Origin of the sequence: Streptomyces ziwulingensis (assembly GCF_039542605.1) — a bacterium.
Classification (GTDB): domain Bacteria; phylum Actinomycetota; class Actinomycetes; order Streptomycetales; family Streptomycetaceae; genus Streptomyces; species Streptomyces ziwulingensis.
In genome coordinates, this window is sequence record NZ_BAABIG010000022.1 from 59,134 (window position 1) to 82,388 (window position 23,255).

Sequence of the window (23,255 nt, forward strand, 5' to 3'; positions counted from 1 at the left end):
GAAACATGCCCTCTCGTCCCGAGGGTGTGTTTCACGTGAAACGTCGACCGTGCGACGTGACAGGCGGTGAAACACACCCCGGCCGGACTCAGTGCGTGGCTTCGGCGAGGTGCTGCGTACCGATGCGCTTACGGAAGACCCAGTACGTCCACCCCTGGTAGACCAGGACGACGGGGGTGGCGATCACCGCCAGCCAGGTCATGACCTTCAGGGTGTACGCGCTGGACGAGGCGTTGGAGACGGTGAGGCTCCACGCCGGGTCGAGCGTGGACGGCATGACGTTCGGGAAGAGCGTCAGGAACAGCATCGCCACGGCGGCCACGATGGTGACGCCGGACAGCAGGAACGACCATCCCTCACGCCCGGCCTGGTTGGCGACGAGCGCCACGACCAGGGCGGCGACGGCCACCACCAGCGCGACGAGGCTCTTGCCGTCGCCGTTGTCCACCTGGGTCCACCCCAGGAAGACCAGTGCCAGCACGGCCGTGACGAGACCGACGCGCAGCGCCAGCTTCCGCGCTCGCTGCCGGATCTCACCGACCGTCTTCAGCGCCGTGAACACCGCTCCGTGGAAGGTGAACAGCGTCAGCGTCACCAGGCCGCCCAGCAGCGCGTAGGGGTGGAACAGCTCCCCCACGGTGCCGACGTACTCCATGTCCTGGTCGATCTTGACTCCTCCGACGATGTTGCCGAAGGCCACACCCCAGAGGAACGCGGGGATCAGCGAGGTCCAGAAGATCGCGGTCTCCCAGTTGCGCTGCCAGCGTTCCTCGGGCCGCTTGACCCGGTACTCGAAGGCCACGCCCCGGACGATCAGGCAGAGCAGGATGACCAGCAGGGGCAGGTAGAAGCCGGAGAAGAGGGTGGCGTACCACTCGGGGAAGGCCGCGAAGGTGGCCCCGCCGGCCGTGAGCAGCCAGACCTCGTTGCCGTCCCACACCGGCCCGATCGTGTTGATCAGCACCCGCTTCTCGGGCCGGTTCCGGGCCAGCAGCTTGGTCAGGACGCCGACTCCGAAGTCGAAGCCCTCCAGGAAGAAGTAGCCGATCCAGAGGACCGCTATCAGAACGAACCAGACGTCGTGCAGTTCCATGACTGTGCAGCTCCCTCGGCCTAGTACGAGAAGGCCATCGGCTTGTCGGCGTCACGGGCCTCGCCGCCGATCTTCGTGGGCGGGTTGAGGTCGGCCTCGGTCAGCTCGGGCGGGCCGGCCTTCACGTACTTGGCGAGCAACTTGACCTCGATGACGGCCAGGACGGCGTAGAGCAGGGTGAAGGCGACCAGCGAGATGATGACCTCGGTCTGCGAGACGCCGGGGGAGACCGCGTCACGCGTCTGGAAGAGGCCGTAGACGACCCACGGCTGACGGCCCATCTCGGTGAAGATCCAGCCCCAGGAGTTGGCGATCAGCGGGAAGCCCATCGTCCACACGGCCAGCAGCCAGTACATCCTGGTGAGCCGGGTGCCGAGCGGTTTCTTCAGCACCACCAGACGGGGCACCTCGTCCTCCCCGGTCCGCCAGGCGGCCGGCAGCAGGAACTTCTTCCTGGTCAGCCACAGTCCCAGCAGGCCGAGCGAGAAGGAGGCCATGCCGAAGCCGATCATCCAGCGGAAACCCCAGTAGGCGACGGGCACGATGGGCTTGTAGTCGCCGGGGCCGAACTGCTCGCGCAGGCTCTCGTTGGTGTCGTTGATACCGGGCACGTACGACGTGAAGTCGCTGTGGGCCAGGAAGGACAGCAGGCCGGGGATCTCCAGGGCGACCTTGTTGTGCCCCTCGTCGACGTCGCCGTAGGCGAAGACCGAGAAGGGCGCGGGCTGCTCGCCGTCCCACAGCGCCTCGGCGGCGGCCATCTTCATCGGCTGCTGCTCGTACATGACCTTGCCGAGGGTGTCTCCGCTGATCGCGGTGAGCATGCCGCCGACCGCGAGGGTGACCAGGCCGAGCCGGAGCGAGGTGCGCATCACCGGGATGTGCTTCTTGCGCATCAGGTGGAAGGCGGCGATGCCGACCATGAAGGCGCCACCGGTCAGGAAGGCCGCCGAGAAGCTGTGGAAGACCTGGTTGAGCGCGGTGTTCTGGGTGAGGACCGCCCAGAAGTCGGTCAGCTCGGCCCGGCCCTTCTCCTTGTTGAAGCGGTAGCCGACGGGGTGCTGCATCCAGGAGTTGGCCGCCAGGATGAAGTACGCCGACAGCAGCGTGCCGATCGAGACCATCCATATGCAGGCCAGGTGGATCTTCTTGGGCAGCTTGTCCCAGCCGAAGATCCACAGACCGATGAAGGTCGACTCGAAGAAGAAGGCGATCAGGGCCTCGAAGGCGAGCGGCGCCCCGAAGACGTCACCGACGAAGCGGGAGTAGTCCGACCAGTTCATGCCGAACTGGAACTCCTGCACGATGCCGGTGACCACGCCCATCGCGATGTTGATCAGGAAGAGCTTGCCCCAGAACTTGGTCGCCCTGAGGTACTTCTCCTTGCCTGTGCGGACCCAGGCGGTCTCCAGGCCCGCCGTCAGGGCGGCCAGCGAGATCGTCAGGGGCACGAACAGGAAGTGGTAGACGGTGGTGATGCCGAACTGCCAGCGCGCCAGCGTCTCCGGCGCCAGAGCCATGTCCACGTCGTCGCTCTCCTTACACCGCCGTGGTCAGCGGCTGTTTGTGCGTGTATGTCGCACCTATATCGGGAGCAATCAACCACGCTTGTGAACGCGTTCACATTCACAAGCAATTATGACCTACAGCTTTTCGACATCGGTAGGGGGGTCCCGTGTGACGTCGACCCCTCAGCCCCTCAGCCTCCACGCCCCGGCGCCGCCCGGCGTGAAACAGCCGATGCCCGGCGCGTTCTGGCACCGGGCATCGGTCCGCACCGCCCCGCCCGGGCGGCCGGCGGCTCTACAGCTCCTTGCGGAACCCCTCCGCGACCTTCAGGAGGATGTCGTTCGCCTCGCCCTCCCCGACGGTGACCCGCACGCCCTCCCCCGCGAACGGCCGCACCACCACACCGGCCCGCTGGCACGCCTCGGCGAAGGCGCCCGTGCGCTCGCCCAGCCGCAGCCACACGAAGTTGGCCTGGCTCTCCGGCACGGTCCAGCCCTGGGCCCGCAGCCCGTCGACCACCCGGGTGCGCTCACCCACCAGGGAACCGACCCGGCCGAGCAGCGCGTCCTCGGCCCGCAGCGAGGCCACCGCCGCGTCCTGCGCGATCTGACTCACCCCGAAGGGCACCGCCGTCTTGCGCAGGGCCGCCGCCACCGGCTCATGGGCGATGGCGAAGCCCACCCGCAGCCCGGCGAGGCCGTACGCCTTGGAGAAGGTCCGCAGCACGGCGACGTTGGGCCGCTCCCGGTACAGCTCGACGCCGTCGGGCACCCGCGGGTCGCGGATGAACTCGCGGTACGCCTCGTCCAGCACCACCAGCACCTCGCCCGGCACCCGGTCGAGGAATCGTTCCAGCTCCGCTCGCCGCACCACCGTGCCGGTCGGGTTGTTGGGGTTGCAGACGAAGATCAGCCTGGTCCGGTCGGTGACGGCGTCCGCCATGGCGTCCAGGTCGTGCGCCTCGCCCGGGGTCAGCGGCACCCGGACCGAGGTCGCCCCGCTGATCTGCGTGATGATCGGGTACGCCTCGAAGGAGCGCCAGGCGTAGATCACCTCGTCACCGGGGCCGGCGGTGGCCTGGAGGAGCTGCTGCGCGACCCCGACCGAGCCCGTGCCGGTGGCCAGGTGCGAGACGGGCACGCCGAACCGCTCCGCCAACTCGTTCATCAGCCCCGTACAGGCCATGTCCGGATAGCGGTTGAAGGAGGCGGCCGTCGCCGCCACGGCCTCCAGCACGCCCGGCAGCGGCGGATAGGGGTTCTCGTTGGAGGACAGCTTGTAGGCCACCGGACCGTCGGCCGCGGCGGGCCTGCCCGGCTTGTAGGTGGGAATCCCCTCCAGCTCGGCGCGCAGCTTGGGGCTCGTCTCGCTCACCGCAGTCCTCCTCGTGGCCACCACCGGCATCGAATACTTCTCACCTTATGAGGATTCGACTCCGGTGCGTAGAGGCGGGGGAGCGGCCGGGAACGGAGCGGGCGGGCACCTCACCCGCCCCTGCGGCATCAGGGGCAACAGCACACGAAGGCGTACGATTCGGGGGGCGCGCCTCACATATATCTACGCGCCGGTGGCTCGCGCCGTAGCGCGCTTCCCTCGTAGAGGTGAGTTGAGACCTCTTCGCAACATCGGACCCTCGCCAGGCCCGCGCGCGCCGACACCGCACGTACGTGGGTGAGGTGGGCCAAGAGCATTGCATTGCAAGGCTGTTGACCCCTGAATCCCATGCAGAAACGTGCCTGTCAACGCGTGCATATGCGTCCGCACTACCCCACTGCATGAGCCCTACTATCGGCTCGCCATGACAGCAGCAGGGAAGCACCAGGTGAGCCGCTCGGAAACCTCACGCCGAGGCGGCCGGCCGGGCCGGGCGGGCATCAGGGACGTCGCCGCCGCCGCCGGAGTCTCCATCACGACCGTCTCCGACGCCCTCAACGGCAAGGGCCGGCTCCCGGACGCCACCCGACGCCATGTCCGCGAGGTCGCCGACCGGCTGGGCTACCGGCCCTCGGCCGCCGCCCGTACGCTCCGCACCGGCAAGTCGGGGCTCATCGGCCTGACCGTGACGACGTACGGGGATGAACCTTTCACCTTCACCGAGTTCGCCTACTTCGCGGAGATGGCGCGGGCCGCCACCTCCGCGGCGCTGGCGCGGGGATACGCCCTCGTCATCCTGCCCGCGACCTCCCGCCACGACGTCTGGTCCAACGTCGCCCTGGACGGCACGGTCGTCATCGACCCGTCCGACACCGACCCGGTCGTCAGCGAGCTGGTCCGGCAGGGCCTGCCGGTGGTCTCCGACGGCCGCCCGGCCGGGGCGCTCCCGGTGACGGCCTGGGTCGACAACGACCACGAGGCCGCCGTCCTCGACATCCTCGAACACCTCGCCGACGCCGGCGCCCGCCGCATCGGCCTGCTCACGGGGAACACCACCGACACGTACACCCACCTGTCGACCACCGCGTACCTGCGCTGGTGTGAGCGGGTGGGCCAGGATCCGGTGTACGAGTCCTATCCGGCGCATGATCCGTGCGCGGGGGCCGTCGCCGCCGACCGGCTGCTCGCCCGCCCCGACCGGCCCGACGCGGTCTACGGGCTGTTCGACCCCAACGGCACCGACCTGCTCGCCGCCGCCCGGCGCTACGGGCTGCGCGTCCCGGACGACCTGCTCCTGGTCTGCTGCAGCGAGTCCACCGTGTACGCCAGCACCGAGCCGCCGGTCACCACCCTGTCGCTGCAGCCGCGCCGGATCGGCACGGCCGTGATCCAGCTCCTCATCGACGCCATCGAAGGGGTCGAGTCGGACCGGCCGGTGGAGCAGGTGATACCGACCGAGATGATCGTGCGCACCTCCTCGCAGCGCCGCCCGCCCCGCACCACGGTCAGCCCGCCGCGCTCGTCCGACGACGAGTGAGAAACCCCTCCGGAGGGTGACAGGAGAGGTTACGGACGAGCGAAAACTCTCGGGAGGTGACCGTGGGGTGAGTGTGACGCGGTCGAAGTTCGGGCCAATCGGGGCGAAAGGGCCACCGAAGGGCAGTCCTGCTCCGATTCACCACCCCTGGGTCATCACACAGCGCGATCCACATTCCTATGATGGGCCCACGACACCGCGGGCCGCTGCGACCAGGCAGTCCGAAGCGGTGCAGCTTCGGCGCGATGGTGGAGGGGTCGATGACTCAGGGGGCCGGTCAGGGACCCGAGGCGGAGCGGACGGCGACGTTGCGGGACTTCCGGGTGCCCGCGTACGTCCACGAGACCGGTCCGTACGACCAGAGCGCGCACCCCGGTGACGTCGTCCCGGCGCACGAGGAGGGTCTGCCGGAGGGGTACACCCCCACCCAGCGCGACCTGCCCGTCATCGTCCGGGACGACACCGCGCAGGCAGCGGGCGAGCCCGCGCCGGACCCGGCGGCCCAGCCCGCGGCGGGTCCGGGGCCGCTGTTCGTCGTCGGCGACGTGCACGGCTACCTCGACGAACTGACGGCCGCGCTGCGGGAGCAGGGCCTGGTCGACGACGCCGGGCAGTGGTGCGCCGGAACCGCCCGGCTCTGGTTCCTCGGCGACTTCACCGACCGCGGCCCGGACGGCATCGGCGTCATCGACCTGGTGATGCGGCTCTCCGCCGAGGCCGCCGCGGCCGGCGGCTACTGCAAGGCGCTGATGGGCAACCACGAGCTGCTGCTGCTCGGCGCCAAGCGGTACGGCGACACCCCGGTCAACTCGGGCGCCGGCACCGCCACCTTCCAGGCGGCCTGGCTGCTCAACGGCGGCCAGAAGACCGACATGGACCGCCTCCAGGACCATCACCTGCAGTGGATGGCGCGCCTCGACGCCCTCGAAGAGGTCGACGGCCACCTCCTCGTCCACTCAGACACCACCGCCTACCTGGAGTACGGCCGCTCGATCGAAGAGGTCAACGACACCGTCCACGACGCGCTCACCCGCAACGACGCGGACGAGGTGTGGGACCTGTTCCGCAAGTTCACCAAACGCTTCTCCTTCCGCGACGAGGGCGGCGCCGAGGCCGCGCGCTCACTGCTGGCCACGTACGGCGGCACGCGTGTCGTGCACGGCCACAGTCCCATTCCCTATCTGCTCGGTGAAGTCGGCTCCGAGGACGGCGAGGACGACGCCGGTCCGACGGTCGACGGACCGCACGTCTACGCCGAGGGCCTCGCCATCGCGATGGACGGTGGCGTGACCATGGCCGGAAAGCTGCTGGTCCAGCAGCTTCCACTGGCCGATTGAGCGTTCACGGGACCGTTCTCCGCCCGACGGCGTGTGTACGGGCCGACACCCAATTTCTGGAAACCCCCTGTCACCCCGTGCGGTAGCCGCTCTACCATCGCCTTATCCGTAGCAGGCTCCCCTCCGTTTCTGCCCGACGGCTCGTTGGCATGCGAGCCCCAAGCCCTACGGAGCATCGGGGGATGCACATGAACAGCGTTCCGCAGTACCTGTTGAGCGAGGACCGCCAGGATTTCGAGCGGGTTCTCAACGAGGCGCTGCGCTCCGCACCACACCGCCCGGAACTGGCCGCGATGGGACAGCGGCTCAACCCGGAACAACTGCGCACCATGGCGCTGAGCGCCACCGCACTGATCACGACGGCCGCGGCGGCCGAGTACCAGTACTACGTGAGGGTCCGCGAGGAACTGCGCCAACCCGTCGCGGCCGACCCGCGGTCGTCCGCGCCCGGACCCGGCAGCCCGGACTCCGACGCGAACGCCGTGGGGTTCGCCGCCGCCATGGGGGAGGTGGCCGAGACCACCGGCGCGGGCGCCGTCGCCGTCGTCGCGGTCCTGGCCCCCGTCCTGGCCGGTACGGCCGCGGCGATCTTCCTCCTCGTCGGGTACGTCCTGCGGATGCTCGAACCGGAGCCGGCCCTCGCCCGAACCATCGTCACCACCGGCTGGGTGTTCGGCGCCGTGACGGCGATCGCGATCCTGGTCGCCGGCGTCGGGCTGCTGAGCACGGCACTGCGCAACCGGCCGTCCGCCGAGGCCACGGCCTACGGCGAACGCGACGGAGAGGTGCGCGAGGCCAGGGAAGCCTGGCGCGAGGCCCTGCTGGAACGGGGCATCGTGCCGTTCCTGCGGGACGCCCTCGCCGATCCCGGCGCCTCGGCGCTGCCCGGCAGGGCACCCGCCACGCCGGCCAGCCGCATGCCCACGCTCGGCTACGACCGTCCGGGGTTCACCAGCCCCGACAACGGCTCCGCCGGGCCGCGTCCGAGCTACACCAGCCCGGACTTCTCCAGCCCGGACTTCGGGGGCCCGGAGAACCGGCCGGACTGACCGACGGCGAGTGGCGGGGGCGAGTCCGGCCGGACGGCCCGGCCGGACGGCTCGCCCCCGTCCCTCAGGTCACTCCGCGATCGGCAGGTACACGCGGTTGCCCGCGGCCGCGAACTCCGCGGACTTCCGCGCCATGCCCTCCTCGGCCTCGGACCTGCCGTCCCCGTGCCGGCGACGGATGTCCTGCGAGATCTTCATCGAACAGAATTTCGGTCCGCACATCGAGCAGAAGTGGGCCGTCTTGGCGGGCTCGGCCGGCAGCGTCTCGTCGTGGAACTCCCGGGCGGTGTCCGGATCCAGGGCGAGGTTGAACTGGTCCTCCCACCGGAACTCGAACCGGGCGTCGGACAGCGCGTCGTCCCACTCCTGGGCCCCCGGGTGCCCCTTGGCGAGGTCGGCGGCGTGCGCGGCGATCTTGTAGGTGATGACGCCGGTCTTGACGTCGTCGCGGTTGGGCAGGCCCAGGTGCTCCTTGGGCGTGACGTAGCAGAGCATGGCCGTGCCCCACCAGGCGATCATCGCGGCGCCGATACCGGAGGTGATGTGGTCGTAGGCGGGCGCGACGTCCGTCGTCAGCGGGCCGAGCGTATAGAACGGAGCCTCATCGCAGATCTCCTGCTGAAGGTCGATGTTCTCCTTGATCTTGTGCATCGGGACATGGCCCGGGCCTTCGATCATCGTCTGTACGTGGAAACGCTTCGCGACCTGGTTGAGTTCCCCGAGCGTGCGCAACTCCGCGAACTGCGCCTCGTCGTTGGCGTCCGCGATCGAGCCGGGCCGCAGTCCGTCCCCGAGGGAGTACGTGACGTCGTAGGCGGCGAGGATCTCGCAGAGTTCCTCGAAGTTCTCGTACAGGAACGACTCCTTGTGGTGCGCCAGGCACCACGCCGCCATGATCGAGCCGCCGCGCGAGACGATGCCGGTCTTCCGGTTGGCGGTCAGCGGTACGTACGCCAGGCGCACCCCCGCGTGGACCGTCATGTAGTCCACGCCCTGTTCGGCCTGTTCGACGACCGTGTCCTTGTAGACCTCCCAGGTCAGCTCCTCCGCCCTGCCGTCGACCTTCTCCAGTGCCTGGTAGAGGGGGACCGTGCCGATGGGCACGGGCGAGTTGCGCAGCACCCACTCACGGGTGGTGTGGATGTTGCGGCCGGTGGAGAGGTCCATCACCGTGTCGGCGCCCCAGCGGGTCGCCCAGGTCATCTTCTCGACCTCCTCCTCGATGGAGGAGGTCACCGCCGAATTGCCGATGTTGGCGTTGACCTTCACCAGGAACCGCTTGCCGATGATCATCGGCTCGATCTCCGGGTGGTTGACGTTGGCCGGCAGGACCGCCCGGCCGGCCGCGATCTCCTCGCGGACGACCTCCGGGGAGACGTTCTCCCGGAGGGCGACGTACTCCATCTCGGGTGTGATCTCGCCTCGTCGCGCGTAGGCGAGCTGGGTCACCGCCCGCCCGTCGCGGCCGCGGCGGGGCTGCCGCGGCCGTCCGGGGAAGACCGCGTCGAGGTTGCGCAGCCCGCCGCGCGGTGAGGTGTGCTTGATGCCGTCGTCCTCGGGACGGACGGGGCGGCCCGCGTACTCCTCGGTGTCGCCGCGGGTGACGATCCAGTTCTCGCGCAGCGGCGGCAGCCCCCTGCGCACGTCGGTGTCGACGAGCGGATCGGTGTACGGGCCCGAGGTGTCGTACAGCGTGACCGACTCCCCGTTGGTGAGGTGCACCTGACGGACCGGCACCCGCAGGCCGGGGCGCGAGCCCTCGACGTACGCCTTGTGCCAGCCGACGGACTTCCCGTCCTGCGCGCCCGACGACGTCTCCGTCCCGGTCCGCGTGACGGCAGGCGTGCGTGCGTCCTTGATGGTCATGAGACCTACTCCCTACGCCGGCATTACCCGGTAACAGGTTCGGCGGTCGACGCAGCGGTATCCGTCTGCCGACGCTTCGTGGCAAACATCACCCGCCTTCGGTGATGTTTCCCGTGAAACATCGCTGGGACGGAGGTCAGCGCCCTCTCAGCCCGGTGCTCCGAGCTCCCGCGTGTACAAAGGTGACTCCACGCTAGCGTCAGTTCGGGCGCGGTGAACAGAGGGCCCCCCGCGTTCTTGCGATGATCGGGCCGTGACCACGACGCAGCCTCCCTCCTTCCCTCCGCCCGAGCCGGGCCGCGGACCCGGTGCCGGGCCCGGCACCGGCGATGGCACGGGCGACGGCCACGGGCCCGGCGGCGGCCACGGGCACTCGCACAGCCACGGCCCGGCGGCCCCGGTCTCCCAGCACCTGCGGAAGGTCATCGCGGCCGTCCTGGTCCCGTTCGCCGCCGCCGTGGTGGTGGGGCTCGCCCTGCTCTGGCCGGGCGGCGCGCCCGCGCACGAGCGCACCGGGGTGGGCTTCGACCGGCAGACCGAACAGGCCACGGTCACCAAGGTGGACGAGCTGAGCTGCCAGGACGTCAACGCCTCGGGCGTCCCCCCGACCGGTGACACCTCGACCGCGGAAGGGTCCTCCGCGCAGCGGCAGCAGGCCGGCACCTGCAAGAAGGCGACGATCCGGGTCGACACCGGCAGCGACAAGGGCCGCACCTTCACCGAGATCGTGCAGCCGGACCAGTCGCGGCAGTTGAGCGCGGGGCAGGAGGTCGTGGTCGCCTACGAGCCTTCCGCGCCCAAGGACCTGCAGTACTCGGTCGCCGACATCGACCGCGGGTTCCCGATGGCCCTGCTCGCCGGGATCTTCGCGCTCGCCGTCGTGGTCGTCGGGCGGCTGCGCGGTGTCATGGCGCTGGTCTCGCTGGCCATCAGCTTCCTGGTGCTGAACTTCTTCATCCTGCCCGCGATCCTGCAAGGCTCGAACCCGCTGTTGGTGGCGGTGATCGGGGCGAGCGCCATCATGCTCATCGCCCTGTACCTGTGCCACGGTCTGTCGGCCCGTACCTCCGTCGCGGTGCTCGGCACGCTGGTCTCGCTGCTGATCATCGGCGTCCTCGGCTCGCTCTTCATCGGCTGGGCCGCGCTGAGCGGCGACACGGACGACAACACCGGGCTGATCCACGGGCTGTACCCGTCGATCGACATGAGCGGCCTGCTGCTGGCGGGCGTCATCATCGGTTCGCTGGGTGTCCTGGACGATGTGACGGTCACGCAGACGTCGGCGGTCTGGGAACTGCACGAGGCCAATCCGGCGCTGGGCCGGCGCGGCCTGTACCGCGCCGGTATCCGCATCGGCCGCGACCACATCGCCTCCGTCGTCAACACGCTCGTGCTCGCCTACGCGGGCGCCGCGCTGCCGCTGCTGCTGCTGTTCTCGATCGCGCAGAGCGGTGTGGGCACGGTCGCCAACAGCGAGCTGGTGGCGGAGGAGATCGTGCGCACCCTGGTCGGCTCGATCGGCCTGGTGGCATCCGTGCCGGTGACCACCGCGCTCGCGGCGCTGGTCGTCTCCGCCGACCGGCCCGGTCCCGGTCCCTCCGGCGTCGGCGCCCGCCCGCCCGCTACGGCCCGCGGCGGGCGGGGGCGCCGGCGCAAGCACTGACGCCGGCGCGTCCACGGGTGCGTGTCCGCGGGCCGGGGTGCCGGACGGAGGCCGGGGTGCCGCTCGCGGGCAACCGCAGGGTGGCCCAGGGAGAAACGGCCCACGGAGAATCGTTCCAGCACCACCCGGCACCACACCGCGGCGCCGGGCGAAGCGTTACGCCACCGTCCCGAGGACAGCCGTAACGCTTCAGCCGGCGCTCTGCTCCTCGGCGAGGATGCGGTCCAGAGCCTCGTCGAGGTGGGTGTCGAAGTCGGCGAGCGCCCCCTCCTGCCCCAGCGGTACCAGCTTGTCGGTGCGGTCGAGGAACGCCACGAGCGGCGCCGCCGAGGAACGGAACAGCGCCTGGTCGGCCCCGACCTGAAGGCGGATCAGCACCTCGGCCAGCGGTTCCGGGTCGACGGGGGAGATCCGCACGTCGCCGTCGCCGCACGGCCCGCCCATCCCGTCGATCAGCAGTTCACGGCCGAACGCCCAGGTGACCGGGGCGTCGCCGGGCAAATGGAAGGTCAGCCGTACGGCATAGGGATCACAGCTCTCGTAACGAAGCTCCACCGGGATACGGAAGGAGAGTTCCTCGGAGACGAGGAAGCTCATCATGACCTCTGCCTGTACGGACTCGCGCATCGCTTACACCCGTCATTCGCCGTCGACTGGCCGGGAATCAAACCTGAATCAAACCTCTAACACTGAAGGCATCTTGCTGAACGTACACACCAGATCACAAGGAGTGAGTTTTCAGATACTGATAAAGAGCGACAGTGACCCCAGGAGCCTCGCCGCCTCGCGCTGGAGCTGCTCCATGGCGGGCAGCAGCCGGTCGACCTGATCGACGGGCAGGGAGATGGCCAGCGCCGCCGCCGTGGTGCCGACCGTGAGGGGGATCGCCGCGCACACCGTGCCCAGGGAGTACTCCTGGTGCTCGATCACCGGCCCCGCCCGTCCCGCGCGCTCCAGGCGCCGCAGCAGGCCGGGGCCGTCCCGTACGGTGTACCGCGTGACGGGGGTCGCGGGATGGCGGTCGAGGTGGTCCCGGCGGGCCTCCTCGTCCAGTTGTGCCAGCAGGCACTGGCCGACGGCGTGCGCGTGCGCGGTCTCGCGGAAGTCGGCCCACTCCTCGACGGCCGGGTTCTCCGGCGTGTCGCAGACCCCGACGACGTCGATCTCCCCGTCGCGGTAGACCGCGTAGTAGACGGGTGCGCCGGCCGAGTCGCGCCAGCCGGCCAGCGCGCCGGCGATCGTGCTGCGACGTTTCTGCCGCGCTCCACCGCTGCTCAGCCGTTCGGCCGCCTCCCCGAGGAAGAACAGGCCCTTGTCGCGGCGGAGATAGCCCTCGTGCACCAGGGTGCGCAGCAGGTGGTAGGCGGTGGGCAGCGCCAGGCCGGTCTCGCGGGCCAGTTGCTTGGCGGGAGCGCCGTACTGGTGCCCGGCGACGCACTCCAGCAGGCGCATCGCCCGTTGCACGGAACCGATCAGGGTTCCGGCGGGGGTGTCCGCGGCGGGGCCCGCTGGGCGGGGGCCCCGGTGGGGCTGCACGGGCAGCGCGCGCGGGTGGACGGGGGCGGTGTCAGCCGTGGCCAAGGGTCACTCCCGGAGCGAGGGGCAGCCGGTGCGGGAACACGGGTGGGGGTGTACGCCGCTCACGGGGACCGTCCCCGCGTGGAGTTCCGGACTCTAACCGGCTGTCACCGCCGGTGGACGCTCCGTCCGGAAACTTCCCCCGCGCGAGGTACCCGCCCGCGGGGGAAGTTTCCCGCGCCCGTCACCCGCGCCCGTCATCCGGCACCCGTGCCCGTCATCCGTCATCCGTGCCGGTGCCCCGCGCCGCTCACCAGTCACCGCGCGAGGAGGAGTTCGACGTGAACTTCCGCACGACGTAGATCAGACCGCCGACCAGTGCCACGAAGACCAGCAGCTTGAAGAGCAGGCCGATCACGAACCCGACCACGCTGGCGATCAGACCGCCGAACACCACCAGGGCGATGACCGGCACCGCGATCCACTTCACCCACCACGGCATTCCCGCGAAGATCTCTCGCATCGCCCTCGTCCTCATCTCTCCCGTTCCCGGGGAATCTCCCGGTACCGGGAAGCTCGATGTCCTGCACCCGATGCTAGGGCCGCGACCAGCCCGTACGGCGGCCCGGCAGCCCTTGTCCTCCCCTGACCGGTCCCCTAGGGGCCCGCCTGTCCGAGAGGTCCGGGGGCGGCGGCTCAGCTCTCCGGGGGCGAGAAGATCACCAGTACCCGCAGGTCCTCGCTGATGTGGTGGAACTTGTGGGCGGCGCCGGCCGGTACGTAGACCACGCTGCCGCGGGCGACCTGGGTCGTCTCCATGCCGACGGTGATCGCGGCCCGGCCGCTGACGACGAAGTACACCTCGTCCTGCGCGTGCGGTCCCTGCGGGTCGGAGGCGCCCGCGTCGAGCGCGTACAGCCCGACCGACATGTTCCGCTCCCGCAGGAACTGCAGGTAGGCACCGTCGTTGGCGGCGCGTTCCGCCTCCAGTTCGTCCAGCCGGAATGCCTTCATCGCCTCGTCCGCTCCTGCCTCACCGTGCACTGCCGATCGTGTCTGCCACGATCAGACACATGATGAATTTCCTAGTCAAGACGGTCGCCAACGCGGGCGCCCTGGCCGTCGCCGTGTGGCTGCTCGACAAGATCACGCTGGAGGGCGGCGGGACCGGCCGCAAGACCGCCACGCTGATCCTGGTCGCCGTGATCTTCGGTCTGGTGAACCTGCTGGTCAAGCCGTTCGTGCAGATCCTGACCCTCCCCTTGTTCATCCTGACGCTCGGCCTGTTCACCCTCGTCGTCAACGCGCTGATGCTGTTGCTCACGTCCTGGCTGGCCGACAAGCTCGACCTCAGTTTCCATGTGGAGGGATTCTGGACCGCCGTTCTCGGCGGCCTGATCGTCTCCGTCGTCTCCTGGGCCCTGAACATGGTCCTTCCGGACAAGGACTGATCACCGATGACCTATCGCGTCTGTTTCGTCTGCACCGGCAACATCTGCCGCTCGCCGATGGCCGAGGCCGTCCTGCGCGCGCGGGTGGCGGACGCCGGGCTCGACGGGCTGGTCGAGGTCGACAGCGCCGGGACGGACGGCTGGCACGAGGGCGAGGGCGCCGACCCACGCACCACGGCCGTCCTGGCGGAGCACGGGTACGCCCTCGACCACACGGCCCGGCAGTTCCACGCCTCCTGGTTCTCCCGCCTGGACCTCGTCGTCGCCCTCGACGCCGGTCACCTGAGCGCCCTGCGCCGGCTCGCGCCCACCGGACAGGACGCGGCCAAGGTACGTCTGCTGCGGTCCTACGACCCCGCCGCCGACGCCGGTGACCTCGACGTGCCCGACCCCTACTACGGGGGCGTCGACGGCTTCGCGGAGTGCCTTGAGAAGGTGGAGGCGGCGAGCACCGGTCTGCTCGCCGCGGTACGAGAGCAATTGGAAGGACGAGCGGCATGAGCGATTCCCCCTCCCCGGAGCGGGCTGGCGAGGAGAGCACGGAAGCGGTGCTTCCCGACGGTTCGGGCGACGGCACCCGCGCGGTGCGGGCCGGTCTGCCGGAGCCGGTCAAGCACGAGCCGACCCTGCCCGGCCCGGTGTTCGCCGCCCACTTCCACCTGCCGGGCGACCCCACCGGGCCGTACACCTACGGCCGGGACGAGAACCCGACCTGGACGCTGCTGGAGCGCGCCATCGGCGGTCTGGAGGCACCCGGCCGGAGCGATGTGGAGACGCTCGTCTTCGCCTCCGGCATGGCGGCGATCTCCTCCGTCCTCTTCTCGCAGTTGCGCGCCGGGGACGCGGTCGTCCTGCCGAACGACGGCTACCAGGTGCTGCCGCTGGTGCGCGCGCAGCTCGAGGCGTACGGCATCGAGGTACGCACCGCGCCCACCGGCGGCGACGCTCAGCTCGACGTCCTGGACGGGGCGAAGCTGCTGTGGCTCGAAACGCCGTCCAACCCCGGACTCGACGTCTGCGACGTCCGGCGGCTCGTCGAGGCGGCCCACGCGCGCGGCGCCCTGGTCGCCGTCGACAACACCCTCGCCACCCCGCTCGGCCAGCGCCCGCTCGAACTCGGCGCCGACTTCTCCGTGGCCAGCGGCACCAAGCAGCTCACCGGCCACGGCGACATCCTGCTGGGTTACGTCGCCGGCCGCGGCGGCGAGCCGATGACCGCCGTACGGCGCTGGCGGAAGATCGTCGGCGCGATCCCCGGCCCCATGGAGGCGTGGCTCGCCCACCGCTCGATCGCCACGCTCCAGATGCGCGTCGACCGGCAGGACACCACCGCCCTGCGGGTCGCCGAGGTGCTGCGGCAGCGGCCCGAGGTGAGCGCGCTGCGCTATCCGGGGCTGCCCGACGACCCGTCGCACGCAATCGCCTCGCGGCAGATGCGGCGCTACGGGTGCGTGGTCTCCTTCACGCTGCCCACGCGTGAGCACGCCGAGCGTTTCCTCGACGCGCTGCGCCTCGTGGACGACGCGACCAGCTTCGGCGGCGTGCGCTCCACGGCCGAGCGGCGCGGGCGGTGGGGCGGGGACGCGGTACCGGAGGGCTTCATCCGTCTCTCGGTGGGCGCCGAGGACCCCGACGATCTCGTGGCCGACCTGCTGCGGGCACTGGACCGGGCCGCGGGCTGAGCCGCGGGCCCGGCGGCGGCCGGCTTCCCGCGCGGGAACGGCGGACGGTCCGAGCCTCCCCCCTCGTGACTCGGACCGCCCTCGGTTCCGCGCGCAAGAACCGCGTGACCAAGGCTAGTTGACTGAGTGTCAGTGTCCAATCACAGTAGCGACAGGCAGCTATCGCCGAATTTATAGTTGGGCGGAGCCGGGGGGCCGGAAGAAGGGTGGAGGAGGAGAGAGCTTTCGTGGACCTGGCCTTGCTGCGCACCTTCGTGACCGTCCACCGGGCCGGTTCCTTCACCCGGGCGGCCGCCCTGCTCGGCCTCTCCCAGCCCGCCGTCACCTCGCAGATCCGCACCCTGGAACGGCAGCTCGGCCGGCCGCTCTTCCTGCGCCAGGCCCGCGGTGTCACCCCCACGACCATCGGCGACGAACTGGCGCACAAGGCCGCACCGCATCTCGACGCACTGGTGGAGATAGCGGAGACGGGCCTCGACGACGACTCCTCCTTACGGACCCTGCACCTGGCCGGGCCGCCGGAGTTCACGGCCGAGCGGGCGCTGCCCGCGCTGACGGAGCTGACCGGTGAGGACGGACAGCCGTTCGCGCTGCGCGCCTCCTTCGGAAACGCCGACGAGACGCTGGAGGGGCTGGCCGCCGGACACCACGATCTGGCCATCAGTACCGCCCGGCCGCGTGGCTCCCTGCTCACCGCGACTCCGCTCTGCGACGAGGAGCATGTGCTGGTCGCCGCACCTCGCTGGGCCAAGCAGACCGGCTCCGGCGGACCGGACGGCGACGGGTTCGCCACGCTTGAACGCGTTCCCGTGGTCGAGGTCCACGAGTCACTGCCCTTCGTGGCCCGCTACTGGGGCTCCGTCTTCGACGCCTGCCCGGCCGTCCCGGGAACGGTCATCGTCCCGGACCTGCGTGCGGTCCTCGCCTGCGTGGTGGCGGGCGCCGGACTCGCGGTGCTGCCCCGCTACCTGGTCGCGGACGCCCTGGACCGCGGTGAGCTGAGGGCGCTGCACGACCCGGCGGTCCCGCCGCTGCGCACGTACTTCCTGGCGGCGCGTACCGGCACGCTGGCGATGCCGCACATCGCGCGGGCCCATGAATGGCTGCTGCGGGCGGCTGCCGACTGGTGCTGAGAGCCGCTGGTCGGCCGCTGGTCGGCCGCCGCTCGGTGCTGTAGGCCGTCGGTGTACGGCCTCGATGTTTCACGTGGAACCAACCGGGCCACATTTCTCCCATGACCGTCCGACCCGTGGTCAAGCGCACCGCACGCGCCGTTCTGCTGGACGGCGACGACCTGATCCTGATCAAGCGCACCAAGCCCGGTGTCGATCCCTACTGGGTCACCCCCGGCGGCGGGGTCGAACCGGAGGACTCGACCGTGGTCGACGCCCTGCACCGCGAGGTGTACGAGGAGCTGGGCGCCAAGATCTCCGATGTGGTCCCCTGCTTCGTGGACACGGTGGAGCACATCGGCGAGGACGCCGACACGACCGGGGTGAAGGTGCAGCACTTCTTCGTCTGCCGGCTGGCGTCCATGGACACGTCCCTGCGCCATGGGCCGGAGATCGAGGAACCGGCCGGCGAGTACGAGATCGTGCGAGTGCCGTTCACCCGGGTCGGCATCGCCTCCGTCCACCTCGTCCCCCTGTCGCTGCGGCACTACCTGGACGGGAACATCGAGGGGGTACCCGCCTTGCACGCCCCCGACCTGGGTTGACGCTCGCCCTCGCCGTCCCGCGTTCGCCGATGTTTCACGTGAAACCAAGGCCAAGAGATCGTTCGTGTCCTTCGAAACCGGTGGACGGCGAGGGTGCCCGTCGGTCAGCCTGACCTGCGTGCCGACTCCTTCTCCCGCCACTCTCCCGATCCGCCGCCTGACGCTCCGCGATCTTCGCGCCTGCGCCGACCTCGCCGAGGGGCGGGGGTGGCCACGCGAGGAACACAAGTGGGGCCTCCTCCTCACGGCCGGCCGTGGTTATGGCATCGACGACCCCGGCGGCGGGCTCGTCGGCTCCTGCGTGGTCACCGAGTACGGCCCCCAGGAGGAACCGTCCCTCGTGGCCGTCGGCATGGTGCTGGTCGCCGAGCGGCATGCCCGCCAGGGCGTCGGACGCCGGCTCGTGCGCCACGTCGTCTCGATGTCGGGCACCACACCACTGACCCTGTTCGCGACCCCGAACGGCCGGCCCCTCTACGAGGAGCTGGGATTCAAGGCCACCGGCCGGGCGGAGATGATGCGGGGCGTCTTCTCGCCGGACGGGCACGAGCCCCGGACCGCCACCCGGGCGGCCACCGCCGAGGATCTCCCCGCCCTTCTCCGCCTGGACGAGGAGGTGTTCGGGATGGACCGCACCCACATCGTGACGCGGCTTCCCGCCTTCGCCGACCAACTGCGCGTCGCCGTGGAGGACGGCAGGCTGATCGGTTACGCGGCCGCCTGGCCCACCGCGGAGACCCAGGTAGTGGGCCCGCTGATCGCCCGCGACACGGACACGGCCAAGGCGCTGATCGCCTCTCTCGCCGCGCACACGGACCGGCCGCTGCGCACCGACATCGACGTACGGCACGAGAAGCTGCTCGCCTGGGTCGAGGCCCGGGGCCTGGCACCGGTCGCGTTCAACACGGTCATGACGTACGGCATCGCCGACCTGCCGGGGGACTGGACCCGCCGGTTCGCCCCGCTGACGGTGGCGGCGGGCTGACCCAGCACGGAACCGAACGACGTCGGCCCCCGGAATCTCCCCGGGGGCCGACGTGCGTACCGGTGCGGCGACGTGCGTACCGGTGCGGTGCGGAGACTCAGACCAGAGTCTCCAGGGCAGTGGTGGCGAAGCCGTGGTCCTGCTCCGGGGCGCCGCCCCCGACACCGATCGCCCCGATCAGCCGGCCGTCGCGGTGTACGGGGACGCCACCGGCGATGAACAGCAGCGGCCGGTCGAGCGCGGTGGGCAGGGTGTGGAACGGGGCGCCGGGCTGGACCGCGTCCACGAGGTCGGCGGTGGGGGCGTTGAGCTGAAGCGCCGTGTACGCCTTCCGGGTGCTGGTCTCGCCGGAGATCAGCACGGCCCGGTCGTCGCGCAGGAAGGCGAGCAGATGGCCGCCGGCGTCCAGGACGGTGACGCTGACCGTGACTCCGGCCGCGTCGGCGGCGCGGCGGGCCGCGGCCACGAGGGCTTCGGCGTCCTGGGTGGTCAGCGGGGCGACGGCAGTGGTGGTGCTCATGCGGGGTTTCTCCTTGTTCGGTACGAGGCGGTGCTCCGCCTCGTGCGGGGTGCGGGGATCAGTGGTGGGCGACGGCCGGGCGGTCGGCCGGACCGGCGTCGGCGGTGGCGATGGCAGTGGCAGTGGCAGTGGCAGTGGTGGGCGTCTCGGCCCGCCGCTCCAGGGCGGCGGAGAGGAAGGCGAGGGCCAGAGCGGCCGCGGCCAGGACGGCGCCCACCCAGTTCGGTGCGGTGTAGCCGAGTCCGGCGGCGATGACGAGACCGCCGAGCCAGGCGGAGAGCGCGTTGCCGAGGTTGAAGGCACCGATGTTCACGGCCGAGGCCAGCGTCGGGGCGCCGTGCGCGTGATCGAGGACACGCTTCTGCAGCGGCGGGACGGTGGCGAAGCCCAGGGCGCCGATCAGCGCGATGGTGACGGCCGCGGCGATCTTGTTGTGCGCGGTGAAGGTGAACAGCGCGAGCACGACGGCCAGGCCGCCCAGTGACGTGTACAGCATGGGCATCAGGGCCCGGTCGGCGAACTTGCCACCGACGAGGTTGCCGCCGACCATGCCGAGACCGAAGAGGACCAGCAGCCAGGTGACGGACCCCTCGGCGAAGCCCGCCGTGTGGGTCATCATCGGCGCGATGTAGGTGATGGCGGCGAAGACACCGCCGAAGCCGAGGACGGTCATCGCCATGGCGAGCAGGACCTGAGCGTTGCGGAAGGCGGCCAGCTCGTGCCGCAGACGCACCCCTTCCGGCTTGGGCAGGTCGGGAACCAGCTTGGCGACGCCGGCCAGACCGACGACGCCGAGTGCGGCGACCACGGCGAAGGTGACGCGCCAGCCGGCCGTCTGACCGACGAGGGTGCCCAGCGGGACGCCCACCACGTTGGCGACGGTGAGCCCGGTGAACATCATGGCGATCGCCCCCGCCTTCTTGTCGGGCGCGACCAGATCGGCCGCGACGACCGAACCGATCCCGAAGAAGGCGCCGTGGGCGAGCGAGGCCACCACGCGGCCGATCAGCATCACGGAGAAGGCCGGGGCGAGGGCGGAGATCAGATTGCCGATGATGAACAGCCCCATCAGCAGCATCAGCATCCGCTTGCGCGGGACCCTGGTGCCGAGCACGGTCATCAGCGGTGCACCGAACATGACGCCGAGGGCGTAGCCGGTGACCAGGAAACCGGCGGTGGGGATGGAGACCCCGTAGTCACCGGCGACCTCGGGCAGCAGACCCATGATCACGAACTCGGTGGTTCCGATGCCGAAGGCCCCGATCGCGAGGGCCAGAAGCGCGAGAGGCATGGGGTGGGACACCCTTTCGAAGATTGCGTGAGCGCTTTGCGTGCGTTCACAATAGTTGCATGCGCGGGCTATATGCAAGCGCAGTCAATTGCGCACCTGGTCTACCCTGGTCTCAGCCGCTCCTGGACGGAGGACCCGCAATGACAGCGACGGACCCCGCGCTCACCGCTCTCGCCCAGAGCTGGTGCGCCCTCTCCCTGCTGCACGGCAGGATCGAGACCCATATCGAACGCGCGCTGCAGACCGGCCACCGCCTCAGCGCGCGCGAGTACTCCCTGCTCGACGTGTTGAGCCGCCAGCATGACGGCGACGGCGGGCACCTGCAGATGAAGCAGGTCGCCGACGCGGTGGTGCTCAGCCAGAGCGCCACCACCCGCCTGGTGACCCGGCTGGAGGACCGCGGCCTGCTGGAGCGCTACCTGTGCCCCACCGACCGGCGTGGCATCTACACCAACGTCACCGAGGCCGGGCTGGAACTGCTGGAGGAAGCGCGGCCGACCAACGACACCGCGCTGCGTGAAGCCCTGGACGAAGCGGCCGGGAATCCGGAGCTGGCGCCACTGGTCCGGGTCGTCGAAACGCTGAAGGCGCCGGTTCCCGCGTAGCCGGAGCCGGCGCCGACCGGTCTCCACGTGGCCGGTGGCCGGCACGATGGGCACCGGCAGGGAGCGCACCGGGGGTGCGTAAGGTGCGGGCCATGGGAGATCTTGAGATACGGCCCGCTGTCGAGGACGACGTCGCGGCGATCGTCGCCCTGCTCGCCGACGATCCGCTGGGCGCCCAGCGCGAGTCGCTCGACGACCTGAGCCCTTACCTGGCCGCGTTCGCACAGCTCGCCGCCGATCCGAACCAGCACCTGGTCACCGCCGTCCACGAGGGCCGGGTCGTCGGCACCCTTCAGCTCACGGTCGTTCCAGGGCTCTCCCGCCGGGGAGCGACCCGGTCGGTCATCGAAGGCGTCCGCATTCACGCCGAGGAACGCGGCAGCGGCCTGGGCACCCGGCTCATCGAGTGGGCGATCGACGAGTCACGCCGCCTGGGCTGCGGCCTGGTCCAGCTCACCTCGGACGCCAGCCGTACCGACGCCCACAGGTTCTACGAGCGGCTCGGCTTCTCGGCGTCCCACGTGGGCTTCAAGCTGGAGTTCTGAGCGCGTTCCGATCCACCCGTTCCGAGCCACGCGCCCCCTTCCCGATGTCCACTGTCCAGAGTCCTGTTTCACGTGAAACAGGACACCCGGCACCGGACACCGGCCGGCCGAGACCGGTCAGCCGATCCCCCGCCACCCCCGCCATCCCCGCGGGTCCACCCCGCCGGGCACGGAAGCGCCTTCCTCGTACGGCTGCCGCGTGAAGACGAAGGAGCCGAGGTCCAGGTGGCTCACGGTCCCGTCCGGGCGCCGCACGGCCCGCAGGGGCTCGCCCGCGTAGTAGCCCTCCAGCCCGGTCCAGGTCCCGTCACCGTTCGCCCGGAACCCTGAGCGTCGGCCGCCGCCGGCCAGCGGTCCCAGCGACACTCCCCGGTCGGCCGTGAGCCGCAGGACGAAGGCGTGGGTCCCCCAGTACCACTGCCCGGTCAGCTCCAGCTCGAAGGGGTCGGCCTCCGGCAGCGGCCGCCACGGTCCGGGGATCCGGGGTTCGGCCTCGGCGACGATACGGACCAGGTCGGCCCCCACCGCGCCGAGCGGCGGTCCGGAGGTGCAGTTGGCCAGGACCACCGCCGCCACGTCGTCGTCCACCGCGAGGGTGAGGTTGGCCAGGAACCCCGGCAGCGAGCCGGAGTGCCCCACCAGCAGCCGCCCGTCCCGCTGCTGGATCTGGAGCCCGAGTCCGTAGGCCGATCCGTCCGCGACATCCGCCGCCGCGGCCGGTGCCGCGGGCACCCGCATCTCCCGTACGCTCTCCGCGCTCAGCACCTGGTCGTCCCCGCCCATGAGGAAGACGGCGAACCGCGCCAAATCCCCGGTCGTCGACCAGAGCTGACCGGCCGGGGCCATCCGCCCCAGGTCCTCGACGGGCTCGGCCAGCAACACGTCGGCCCAGGGATGCACCGCCCAGCCGTCCGCGTGCGGCGCCCTCGGACGCACACCCGTACGGGAGAGGCCCAGCGGGTCGAGGACCTCGCGCCGGAGAACCTCCTCCCAGGAGGCTCCGCGCACCTTCTCGACCAGCGCGCCGAGCAGGGTGTATCCGGGATTGGAGTAGTGGTGCCGACGGCCGGCCGGGTGCAGCAGGGGCCGTTCACCCAGCACGTCGGCGAGTTCGGGGCGGAGGGAGCCCGGCGTCCGTTCCCACCAGGGCGCGGGCGACTCCGCGGCCAGACCACCGGTGTGCGCGAGCAGTTCGACGAGGGTGGCCTCCCCCGCCCCCGTGCCCGGCAGATGCTTCTCCAGCGGGTCGCCGAGATCGACCAGCCCTTCCTCGCGCAGCCGCAGGACGAGGACGGCCGTGAAGGTCTTGGTGATCGAACCGATCCGGTACTGCACCTCCTCGTCGGGGGCGGGCCCCGCCACCGAGGTCCGCGCCCCGTGCCAGACGGTCCGGCCCCCGCGCACGACCGCGGCGGCCAGCGACGGCGCGCGCCCTTCGGACTGGGCCGCGGCGATCCGGTGCAGCAGCGCCCGGCGGGTGGTGGGAAGCAGTTCTTCCTGAGGTGACGTCATC

General features: G+C 70.7%; 23 protein-coding genes. 12 read left to right on the top strand and 11 right to left on the bottom strand.

The genetic code is table 11. From position 1 onward, the window contains the following. Window positions 1-88: 88 nt before the first annotated feature. The 3 genes from cydB to hisC form a co-directional block, all read right to left on the bottom strand. Entirely contained in the window at window positions 89-1,093 is a 1,005-nt protein-coding gene (gene cydB, locus ABEB00_RS11320) for a cytochrome d ubiquinol oxidase subunit II (RefSeq protein WP_345619214.1), read from the bottom strand. 20 nt (window positions 1,094-1,113) lie between these two features. Next, window positions 1,114-2,619, bottom strand: a complete 1,506-nt coding sequence (locus ABEB00_RS11325; RefSeq protein WP_345619216.1) for a cytochrome ubiquinol oxidase subunit I — start codon at window positions 2,617-2,619, stop codon at window positions 1,114-1,116. Window positions 2,620-2,896: 277 nt separating this feature from the next. Next, window positions 2,897-3,976, bottom strand: a complete 1,080-nt coding sequence (gene hisC, locus ABEB00_RS11330; protein WP_345619217.1) for a histidinol-phosphate transaminase — start codon at window positions 3,974-3,976, stop codon at window positions 2,897-2,899. Between the two features lie 424 nt (window positions 3,977-4,400). On the opposite strand from hisC, the gene ABEB00_RS11335 reads away from it, so the two are divergent. The 3 genes from ABEB00_RS11335 to ABEB00_RS11345 all read left to right on the top strand — a co-directional run bounded on the left by ABEB00_RS11335 (window position 4,401) and on the right by ABEB00_RS11345 (window position 7,899). After that, window positions 4,401-5,513 (top strand): LacI family DNA-binding transcriptional regulator, encoded by a 1,113-nt coding sequence (locus tag ABEB00_RS11335; RefSeq protein WP_345619218.1) that lies wholly within the window; start codon window positions 4,401-4,403, stop codon window positions 5,511-5,513. Between the two features lie 245 nt (window positions 5,514-5,758). Continuing rightward, window positions 5,759-6,850 carry a metallophosphoesterase gene (locus ABEB00_RS11340; protein ID WP_345619664.1) on the top strand — a complete coding sequence of 364 codons (1,092 nt, stop codon included), beginning with the start codon at window positions 5,759-5,761 and terminating at the stop codon, window positions 6,848-6,850. 182 nt (window positions 6,851-7,032) lie between these two features. Then, a complete protein-coding gene (locus ABEB00_RS11345) occupies window positions 7,033-7,899 on the top strand; it encodes a hypothetical protein (protein WP_345619219.1) in 867 nt (288 codons plus the stop codon). Between the two features lie 69 nt (window positions 7,900-7,968). On the opposite strand, the gene thiC is transcribed toward ABEB00_RS11345, so the two are convergent. After that, on the bottom strand, window positions 7,969-9,765 hold the full coding sequence (gene thiC, locus ABEB00_RS11350; protein ID WP_345619220.1) for a phosphomethylpyrimidine synthase ThiC: 1,797 nt from the start codon (window positions 9,763-9,765) through the stop codon (window positions 7,969-7,971). 253 nt (window positions 9,766-10,018) lie between these two features. Between thiC and ABEB00_RS11355 the strand changes: the two genes are divergently transcribed. Continuing rightward, window positions 10,019-11,428, top strand: coding sequence for a YibE/F family protein (locus ABEB00_RS11355; protein WP_345619221.1), 1,410 nt, complete (start codon window positions 10,019-10,021; stop codon window positions 11,426-11,428). 189 nt (window positions 11,429-11,617) lie between these two features. On the opposite strand, the gene ABEB00_RS11360 is transcribed toward ABEB00_RS11355, so the two are convergent. The 4 genes from ABEB00_RS11360 to ABEB00_RS11375 form a co-directional block, all read right to left on the bottom strand. Further along, on the bottom strand, window positions 11,618-12,055 hold the full coding sequence (locus ABEB00_RS11360) for an SsgA family sporulation/cell division regulator (protein WP_345619222.1): 438 nt from the start codon (window positions 12,053-12,055) through the stop codon (window positions 11,618-11,620). 111 nt (window positions 12,056-12,166) lie between these two features. Further along, window positions 12,167-12,892: an IclR family transcriptional regulator gene (locus ABEB00_RS11365; protein WP_345619666.1), complete on the bottom strand. Its 726-nt coding sequence runs from the start codon at window positions 12,890-12,892 to the stop codon at window positions 12,167-12,169. Window positions 12,893-13,256: 364 nt separating this feature from the next. Then, on the bottom strand, window positions 13,257-13,469 hold the full coding sequence (locus ABEB00_RS11370; RefSeq protein ID WP_345619223.1) for a DUF5326 family protein: 213 nt from the start codon (window positions 13,467-13,469) through the stop codon (window positions 13,257-13,259). A gap of 173 nt (window positions 13,470-13,642) precedes the next feature. After that, window positions 13,643-13,960 carry a cupin domain-containing protein gene (locus tag ABEB00_RS11375; RefSeq protein ID WP_345619224.1) on the bottom strand — a complete coding sequence of 106 codons (318 nt, stop codon included), beginning with the start codon at window positions 13,958-13,960 and terminating at the stop codon, window positions 13,643-13,645. Between the two features lie 59 nt (window positions 13,961-14,019). Between ABEB00_RS11375 and ABEB00_RS11380 the strand changes: the two genes are divergently transcribed. The 6 genes from ABEB00_RS11380 (at window position 14,020) to ABEB00_RS11405 (ending at window position 18,781) form a co-directional block, all read left to right on the top strand. After that, window positions 14,020-14,397 carry a phage holin family protein gene (locus tag ABEB00_RS11380; RefSeq protein WP_345619225.1) on the top strand — a complete coding sequence of 126 codons (378 nt, stop codon included), beginning with the start codon at window positions 14,020-14,022 and terminating at the stop codon, window positions 14,395-14,397. Between the two features lie 6 nt (window positions 14,398-14,403). Then, window positions 14,404-14,898 (top strand): low molecular weight protein-tyrosine-phosphatase, encoded by a 495-nt coding sequence (locus ABEB00_RS11385; RefSeq protein WP_345619226.1) that lies wholly within the window; start codon window positions 14,404-14,406, stop codon window positions 14,896-14,898. Further along, entirely contained in the window at window positions 14,895-16,079 is a 1,185-nt protein-coding gene (locus ABEB00_RS11390; protein ID WP_345619227.1) for a cystathionine gamma-lyase, read from the top strand. Before ABEB00_RS11385 ends, ABEB00_RS11390 begins: the two co-directional genes overlap by 4 nt. Before the next feature lie 227 nt (window positions 16,080-16,306). Next, the gene (locus tag ABEB00_RS11395) at window positions 16,307-17,212 is read left to right on the top strand and encodes a LysR family transcriptional regulator (RefSeq protein ID WP_345619228.1); all 906 of its coding nucleotides are present in this window, start codon (window positions 16,307-16,309) and stop codon (window positions 17,210-17,212) included. A 101-nt stretch (window positions 17,213-17,313) separates the two neighbouring features. Continuing rightward, the gene (locus ABEB00_RS11400) at window positions 17,314-17,796 is read left to right on the top strand and encodes an NUDIX domain-containing protein (protein WP_345619230.1); all 483 of its coding nucleotides are present in this window, start codon (window positions 17,314-17,316) and stop codon (window positions 17,794-17,796) included. A 118-nt stretch (window positions 17,797-17,914) separates the two neighbouring features. Then, window positions 17,915-18,781 (top strand): GNAT family N-acetyltransferase, encoded by an 867-nt coding sequence (locus tag ABEB00_RS11405; RefSeq protein ID WP_345619232.1) that lies wholly within the window; start codon window positions 17,915-17,917, stop codon window positions 18,779-18,781. 97 nt (window positions 18,782-18,878) lie between these two features. Here the strand turns inward: ABEB00_RS11405 and ABEB00_RS11410 are convergent, their stop codons facing one another. Together ABEB00_RS11410 and ABEB00_RS11415 are read right to left on the bottom strand one after the other, a co-directional pair. Next, complete coding sequence (locus ABEB00_RS11410; protein WP_345619233.1) at window positions 18,879-19,301, bottom strand: GlcG/HbpS family heme-binding protein; 423 nt, start codon at window positions 19,299-19,301, stop codon at window positions 18,879-18,881. A gap of 58 nt (window positions 19,302-19,359) precedes the next feature. Continuing rightward, window positions 19,360-20,592, bottom strand: a complete 1,233-nt coding sequence (locus ABEB00_RS11415; protein WP_345619234.1) for an MFS transporter — start codon at window positions 20,590-20,592, stop codon at window positions 19,360-19,362. A gap of 140 nt (window positions 20,593-20,732) precedes the next feature. Here ABEB00_RS11415 and ABEB00_RS11420 point away from each other — a divergent pair, with 140 nt between their 5' ends. After that, on the top strand, window positions 20,733-21,197 hold the full coding sequence (locus ABEB00_RS11420) for a MarR family winged helix-turn-helix transcriptional regulator (protein ID WP_345619235.1): 465 nt from the start codon (window positions 20,733-20,735) through the stop codon (window positions 21,195-21,197). Between the two features lie 92 nt (window positions 21,198-21,289). Then, window positions 21,290-21,742: a GNAT family N-acetyltransferase gene (locus ABEB00_RS11425; protein ID WP_345619236.1), complete on the top strand. Its 453-nt coding sequence runs from the start codon at window positions 21,290-21,292 to the stop codon at window positions 21,740-21,742. A gap of 117 nt (window positions 21,743-21,859) precedes the next feature. Here the strand turns inward: ABEB00_RS11425 and ABEB00_RS11430 are convergent, their stop codons facing one another. After that, entirely contained in the window at window positions 21,860-23,254 is a 1,395-nt protein-coding gene (locus ABEB00_RS11430; RefSeq protein ID WP_345619237.1) for a serine hydrolase domain-containing protein, read from the bottom strand. Window position 23,255 lies beyond the last annotated feature (1 nt).